The organism is Plantibacter sp. CFBP 8798 (assembly GCF_014841195.1).
Taxonomy (GTDB): Bacteria; Actinomycetota; Actinomycetes; order Actinomycetales; family Microbacteriaceae; genus Plantibacter; species Plantibacter auratus.
This window is the reverse complement of the sequence record NZ_JACYTS010000001.1, coordinates 1,486,214-1,492,734: the sequence shown is the minus strand read 5'-3', so window position 1 is coordinate 1,492,734 and position 6,521 is coordinate 1,486,214. Positions and strand designations below refer to the sequence as shown.

Below are 6,521 nucleotides of genomic sequence, written 5' to 3'. Positions count from 1 at the left end.
TGGCGTTCCCACCGACCGTGACCGGAACGGTCACCACCGGCGACACCTGGTTCCCACCGGCGACACTGTCGTCACCGGAGGTGGTCGCCTCCTCGGTGACCGGTGAGGCGGACTCCCCCGCCACCGGTCCGGACGTCGAACCCGACTGCTCGGCATCGCCGATGATCGAGATCGCGTTGTCCTCGACCGTCACCGGGATGGAGACGGGCAACTGGACCTGGTTCCCACCCGCGACACTGTCGTCACCACTGGTGGTGGCGGCCGGCGCGGGCTCGGGCACCGGTGCTGGCTCCGGCGCAGGTGCTGGCTCCGGCGCAGGTGCCGGCTCCGGTGCTGGTGCCGGCTCCGGCACGGGTGCCGGCTCAGGCTCAGGTGCCGCTTCGGGTGCGGACGTCGCCGTTGAATCGCCGACGACGCTCACCGCGGTGTCGACGATCTCGACGGGGGCCTCGAGGACCACGTCGACGAGGGTTCCGCCGAGGATGCTGTCGTCCCCGGACGTGTCGGCGTTGGCCGCGGTAGCGCCGAGGAACGTGAGTCCCGCGACGAACAGGCCGCAGTAGAGGCCTTTCTTGACATACGAATTCATGATTCCTGCTCCTTGCAGAGTGACTGATGTGCTCCCGTGGTCGGGAGGCTTCGGACCGTTGAACCGCCCAGGGGCGGGTCTCCGCCGCGAACGGCAGAGTGGTCCGGCGTCAGTCAGGAGAGGTATCGGAGGGGAACGTGGGTGAAGCCGGGAGGTCTTCGTCTCGCGCAGGTCCGCGACGGTCGTCGCCGGGCGCAGGGAGGATGACGGAGATCGACTGTTCGGCCGCCGCGGCGCCACCGACGGCCCCACCGGAGCCGGAGGACCCGGAGCCGCTCGGCGTGACGGCCCAGCGGCCGTCGGCGTCCGGCAGCAGCGGAAGGTTCGCAGGGGTGGCGGGGAGGCTGGACGATCCGACGACGGCGGCGGGCTCGGCCGCGGTGGACGACGTGTCTCCGCGATCCTGGCCGCCCGACACGATCGTCGAGTCACCCTGCTGGCCGGTCGGCGGTCCGAGGACCGTCGTCGGGAGGACCGCGCCGACTGCGGTCGAGTCCGTGGCCGACACGTCCGCTGCCGGGCCCTGCGGAAGCGCTGGGACGACCGGATCGATGATCGGCGTGCTGGGGACCGGGACCGCGGCGACTACGTCGGCGACACCGGTCAACGTCTGATCGACCGTTTGCACGACCGGATCGACGATCGCGGCGACGGGTGCTGCGCCGACGGTCTCCTCGACCACGTCGCTCACGACCGGTACCGCAGCGACGGTCTCGTCGACGACGTCGACCACCGGTTCGAGCACCGTGGTGTCGACGACGTCGACGACCTCGGCGACAGCATTGACGGGCTGTTCGAGCGAGCCGACGACCTCGGTCACCGCGCCCAAGAGCGACGGATCGGTGGCACCGTCGTCGGCATGCGCGGAGGAGGGCGACCCGAAGAGGGCTATCGCCGTGAACGCCGCGGCGGCGAAGCCACCGAGCGCCAGGGCGCGCCACAGGGGGAAACGGGTGCCGTCGGTCGACTGCTCCATGCGTATCCCCCCAATCGGGTTACAGTGCAGTCACTGTACGCCCAACCCCGAGGCGGTTCAACCCCCTTTTTGCGACATGGAAAACCCCGGCCAGGAGCGCTTTCGGCGACGATGTCGCCAAGCGGCACTCCCGACCGGGGTGGTGGTTTGGTGGGGTTTCCGCTACTTCTTCCCCTGCGCCGCGACGGCGGCGGCGCCTGCTGCTGCGGCCTCGGGATCGAGGTACCGGGCCGGGGCGACCGGACGGAAGTCCGCGTCGAGCTCGTAGACGAGCGGGATGCCGGTGGGGATGTTCAGCTCGGCGATCTCGTCGTCCGAGATGTCGTCGAGGTGCTTCACGAGTGCGCGGAGCGAGTTGCCGTGCGCCGTCACGAGGACGGTCTTGCCGGCGGCCAGGTCGACCGTGATGTCGGACTCCCAGTAGGGCAACATCCGGTCGATGACGTCCTTCAGGCACTCGGTGCGGGGCAGTTCTCCGTCGATCCCGACATACCGGGGGTCATCGGCCTGCGACCACTCGTTGTCGTCGTCGATCGGCGGCGGCGGCACGTCGAAGGAACGACGCCAGGTCTGGAACTGCTCCGGACCGTACTCGGCGAGCGTCTGCGCCTTGTCCTTGCCCTGCAGCGCGCCGTAGTGACGCTCGTTGAGGCGCCAGCTGCGCTTGACCGGGATCCACATGCGGTCGGCGGTCTCGAGGGCGAGGTTCGCCGTCTGGATCGCGCGGGAGAGGACCGAGGTGTACAGCACGTCCGGGGTGATGCCGGAGTCGGCGAGCAGTTCGCCCGCACGCTTGGCCTCCGTGACGCCGAGTTCGCTGAGTCGGACGTCGACCCAACCGGTGAACAGGTTCTTCTGATTCCAGTCGCTGTTGCCGTGGCGCAGCAGGACGAGGGTGTAAGTCTCAGGCATGTCCCCAGCATACCGACGGCGCATGAGCGCGAGGTGGACGGTGACCCCGCTGGGTGAGGGAGAATGGATCCATGCCCGTCGGATCGATCACCCGTGGGACGACCGGCACGAACAGGCTCCGACGGGTGGACCGCTGGATCGCGACCCACCCCTCACTCAGACGGACGACGAACCCGCTGGTGGTGGACCTCGGCTACGGCGCGAGCGGCGTCACTGCGTTGGAACTGCACGACCGGCTGAGCGCCGTCCGCCCCGACGTTCGGGTCATCGGATTCGAGATCGAACCGGGGCGGGTCCGCACCGCTGACGCGCAACTGCAGCAGGTGCGAGCGGGCACGACCCGGTTCACGCCGACGGCCGCGGTCTCCTTCGCGCGCGGCGGGTTCGAGGTGCCGACCGGCGACGACCGTCCCACGGTGATTCGGGCGTTCAACGTGCTCCGGCAGTACGACGAAGCCGAGGTCGCGGGGGCCTGGCGACTCATGGCGTCGCGGCTGCAGCCCGGCGGAGTACTCGTCGAGGGGACGTGCGACGAGATCGGACGGGTGTCCAGCTGGATCGCGGTCGACGACCAGGGTCGTGCGGAGTCGTTCTCCATCAGTCTGCGGCTCGCCGACCTCGAGCTGCCGTCCATCGTGGCCGAACGACTGCCGAAGGCGCTGATCCATCACAACGTGCCGGGCGAACGTGTCCATGCGCTCATGACGGACCTCGACCGCGCCTGGCGGATGCATGCACCCTTGGCGGTCTACAGCCCGGTCCAACGATGGCTGGCGACCGTCCGGACGCTCCGGGACAGCGGGTGGCCGGTGCTGGCCGGCCGCAACCGTTGGCGCCTCGGTGAGCTGACACTGCCGTGGTCGGCTGTCTCCCCGGGGCCTTCCTCGACGGACTGAGTGTCGGAGAATGCTCCCGTCAGAGCGAGGGCAGCGCCGCCTGCGCCTCCTGCGTCGGCAGCCCCGTCGCCGTGAGCAGGTCGACGAGGTACGGCCGGAGCACGAGCACGAGCGCCTGCTCGGAGACCGAGGCGTCGGGAAGGACGGCGACCGGCTCGAGGTGCTTCGCGATCTCAAGCAGAGACTGCCTCGCGACCGGCTGCTGGGCGATGTCGCCGATCGACTGCGACAGGATGCCGAGCGCGACGGAGGTGCGCGCGAGCAGGTCCGCGAGCTCGGGGCGGCTCGTGGCGTCGCGCGACACGTAGTCGATGCGCCGGGCGATCACCCGGAGGTTGCGGGTCGCGAGGTCCATGCCGTCGAGCATGGTCCGCTGCCGTTCGAGGTCGAACACCGCCTTGCGGAGGAACGGCGAGATGCGCGCGATGGCGAGCCCTGAGTCGAGGGTTCCGCGCCACGCGTCCAGGGCCGGCTGGGTTGCCCTCGCCCGTGCGAGCGCGCGGTCAGCCTCCTCGAGGTCGCCGAGACGGAGGGCGGCGACGAGCGAGGCGAGGGTCCGGACGTGTTCGTCGATGAGCCGCTGGCCGTCCCGGCGAGCGCTCCGGCGTGGGTCGCGCGGGATGAGCGCGGTCGCGAGCAGGGCGAAGACCCCGCCGATCAGACCGTCGAGGGTGCGCACGAACGGGCCGCCGTCGGGCACGGGCAGGAGCATGACGAGGACGGACTGCACCGCCGCCGCGATCGCGAACGACGCCGCCGGCGACAGGAACCGGGCGACGAGCAGCGTGAGCACGAGCGCGACCGCGAGCTGCCACGTCCCCTGCCCGAAGCCGAGGAGCAGGATCTCGGCCAGCGCGATCCCGACGCTCATCCCCACGGCCGTCTCGAGGACCCGGATCGGACGGGCGTCGCGAACGAACCCGAGACTCGAGATCGTCACCGTCAAGGCGAGGAGTGGCACGGCGTGCCCGAGCACGTAGTGGGCGAACGCGTACGCGCCGATCGCCGTGGCGCTGACCTGCAGCACCGCCGGCACGGATCCGACGAGACGATGCCAGGCGTCGCCGAGCGCGATGCGGCGACGCACCGCAGCGGTCCATCGGTCGACCCGTACGCCCGGGTCCGAGGCGTCGTCCTTCCCCACCGAGGTCAGCGCCGGACGGCGCCGAGTCGCGGCAGCCGCGGCACGTTCGCCGTGGCCCCGGCATCCGCCGGCACGACGATCTCCTGCGATGCCGCGACATCGATGCCGTCGGCTTCCACCGTCAGCACGGCCGCCGGATCCGCGGAGCGCTTGACGATCGCCAAGGCCACCGGGCCCAACTCGTGATGGATCCCGCTCGAGGTGATGCGTCCGACGGGTTTCCGGGTCGCGTCGTCGCCGACGCCGACGAGCACCACGTTCGAACCGGCCGGCGGCAGGACCGCATCGGAGCCGTCGAGGAGGAGCATGACGAGGCGACGCGGCGGATGCCCGAGGTTGTGCACCTTGGCGACCGTCTCCTGACCGCGATAGCAGCCCTTGTTCAAGTGGACGGCCGAGCGCAGCCAGTCGAGCTCGTGCGGGATGCTCCGCTCGTCGACCTCGGACTGCAACCGCGGGCGCCAGGCGGCGATCCGCAGGGCCTCGGCGGCCAGCGAACCCGCGGCGGAGAACGTCCCCGCACGGACCTGCTGCACGAGCGACTCGAGCTGCTCGCGTGCGACGATCGTCTCGGTCCATGTCCACGCTGCACCCGGGTGCTCGCCCGTCGCGTACTGATGCCCGCCGACCGCGACCTCGGACCACGGATCGTGCCAGACGAGCGGCATGCCGTTCGGCTCTGCAGCGTCGACCGCGAGACCCGCCGCCGCACCGATCACGGCGTACTGCTCGGTCGCGACGGCCACCTCGACGCGCAGCATGAACCGCATCCGGTCGAGCCAGGCGTGGAGGGGCGCAGCATCGTCGGCTTCGGTGACGAGCCACGTGGTCGTGCCGTCGTCGAGCAGCTTGACCGCGTGCTCGATCCGGCCGCTCTGGTCGAGGAAGAGGGTCTCCGTCGAGATGCCGGCCGACAGCGAGCGCAGCTCCTGGCTCGTGATGGAGTTGAGCCAGCTCAGCCGATCGGGGCCGGTGACCGTCACGATGCCACGGTTCGACAGGTCGACGATCGCCTTACCGTTGGCGATGAGGCGCTGCTCGATGTTCGGGCTGCCGTAATGGGAGGGGACGCCGTGGTCGACGGCATCCGCCTGTTCGACGGCACCCGGCAGCGTGAGGAAGGGCGAACCCGGAATCGGGTCCGGTGTGACCGCTCCGTTGGGAATGGTCACGTCAGTCGGCTTTGGCCAGGCGCGCCGAGGCGTGCGTCCGGAGGTCCTGACCCAGGGCGGCGATGTCCCAGGCCCAGAGCAGGTGGTTCTCGACGAGGCCGTAGAGGCGGGTCGCGGCGGCGTACTCCTTGGCTCCCGCGGTCCGGACGACGGCATCGGTCGCGAGGTCGATCCGCGGACCGTCGATCTGGCCGAGGTAGAGCTCGCTCACACCGTTCGGGTGGACGATCGAGACCTGCAGGGGGAAGGCACCGGTCGACGTACGCAGGGTCTCGACCGCTTGTGCGGTGCCGAACGGGCGGGGGCCCTGCCCTGGGAGCATGCCCGGGCCCGGGTCGCCCTCGATCAGCGGGCGTTCGAGGCGCCAGTAGCCCGTCTCGGTGACGAGCGGCTCGGGCACACCGGACTCGTCCGCCGAGGCTCCCTCAGGCGCGACGTCCGCAGCGGTGTCGTCCGACAGGGCGTCCTCGTCCGTGGACGAGGCCCCCTCGGCGTCGCGCGGGGGCTGCTCGGGCAGGAGCCAGGTGTAGGAGTTGTAGTTCAAGTACGGCAGGCCGTCGTGGCTGAAGCTCACGCGCTGGCCGAACTCGCGGGTCACGGTCTCGTCGCCGACCCGGTAGTCGATGACGCCGGTGCCCTCCCAGACGCCGATGAGCCACGACAGCGGGACCAGTTCGCTCGGCAGGCCGCTCGGGATCTCGATCATCGAGGGACCCGGACTAGCGCTGACCGCGGTACAGGTTCTTCAGCACGACCACCGCGGTGAACGCGATGGCGAGGCTGGCGAGGACGAGCAAGCCGATGAAGAAGATTTCGAGAGCGAGCAGCATGC

General features: G+C 70.4%; 7 protein-coding genes. 1 reads left to right on the top strand and 6 read right to left on the bottom strand.

Annotation, left to right across the window (positions count from 1 at the left end):
* The 3 genes from IFU30_RS07060 to IFU30_RS07050 form a co-directional block, all read right to left on the bottom strand.
* A partial coding sequence (locus IFU30_RS07060; RefSeq protein ID WP_192004724.1) for a chaplin family protein occupies window positions 1-589 on the bottom strand: 589 nt, incomplete at its 3' end.
* A gap of 109 nt (window positions 590-698) precedes the next feature.
* On the bottom strand, window positions 699-1,565 hold the full coding sequence (locus IFU30_RS07055) for a hypothetical protein (RefSeq protein ID WP_192004723.1): 867 nt from the start codon (window positions 1,563-1,565) through the stop codon (window positions 699-701).
* Window positions 1,566-1,727: 162 nt separating this feature from the next.
* Entirely contained in the window at window positions 1,728-2,477 is a 750-nt protein-coding gene (locus tag IFU30_RS07050; protein ID WP_079705352.1) for a phosphoglyceromutase, read from the bottom strand.
* A gap of 71 nt (window positions 2,478-2,548) precedes the next feature.
* On the opposite strand from IFU30_RS07050, the gene IFU30_RS07045 reads away from it, so the two are divergent.
* Entirely contained in the window at window positions 2,549-3,373 is an 825-nt protein-coding gene (locus IFU30_RS07045; RefSeq protein ID WP_192004722.1) for a class I SAM-dependent methyltransferase, read from the top strand.
* A gap of 19 nt (window positions 3,374-3,392) precedes the next feature.
* Here IFU30_RS07045 and IFU30_RS07040 read toward each other — a convergent pair whose 3' ends face one another.
* From IFU30_RS07040 to IFU30_RS07030, 3 genes are all read right to left on the bottom strand, one after another.
* Window positions 3,393-4,460, bottom strand: a complete 1,068-nt coding sequence (locus tag IFU30_RS07040; RefSeq protein WP_192004721.1) for an FUSC family protein — start codon at window positions 4,458-4,460, stop codon at window positions 3,393-3,395.
* Window positions 4,461-4,522: 62 nt separating this feature from the next.
* Window positions 4,523-5,689 (bottom strand): CAF17-like 4Fe-4S cluster assembly/insertion protein YgfZ, encoded by a 1,167-nt coding sequence (gene ygfZ / locus IFU30_RS07035; protein WP_441005544.1) that lies wholly within the window; start codon window positions 5,687-5,689, stop codon window positions 4,523-4,525.
* A gap of 1 nt (window position 5,690) precedes the next feature.
* Window positions 5,691-6,395 (bottom strand): FABP family protein, encoded by a 705-nt coding sequence (locus tag IFU30_RS07030; RefSeq protein ID WP_192004720.1) that lies wholly within the window; start codon window positions 6,393-6,395, stop codon window positions 5,691-5,693.
* Window positions 6,396-6,521: the final 126 nt, after the last annotated feature.

Coding starts and splice junctions, on each gene's coding strand:
- IFU30_RS07045 (WP_192004722.1), top strand. CDS start 2,549: ATGCCCGTCGGATCGATCACCCGTGGGACGACCGGCACGAACAGGCTC.
- IFU30_RS07030 (WP_192004720.1), bottom strand. CDS start 6,395: ATGATCGAGATCCCGAGCGGCCTGCCGAGCGAACTGGTCCCGCTGTCG.
- IFU30_RS07050 (WP_079705352.1), bottom strand. CDS start 2,477: ATGCCTGAGACTTACACCCTCGTCCTGCTGCGCCACGGCAACAGCGAC.
- IFU30_RS07055 (WP_192004723.1), bottom strand. CDS start 1,565: ATGGAGCAGTCGACCGACGGCACCCGTTTCCCCCTGTGGCGCGCCCTG.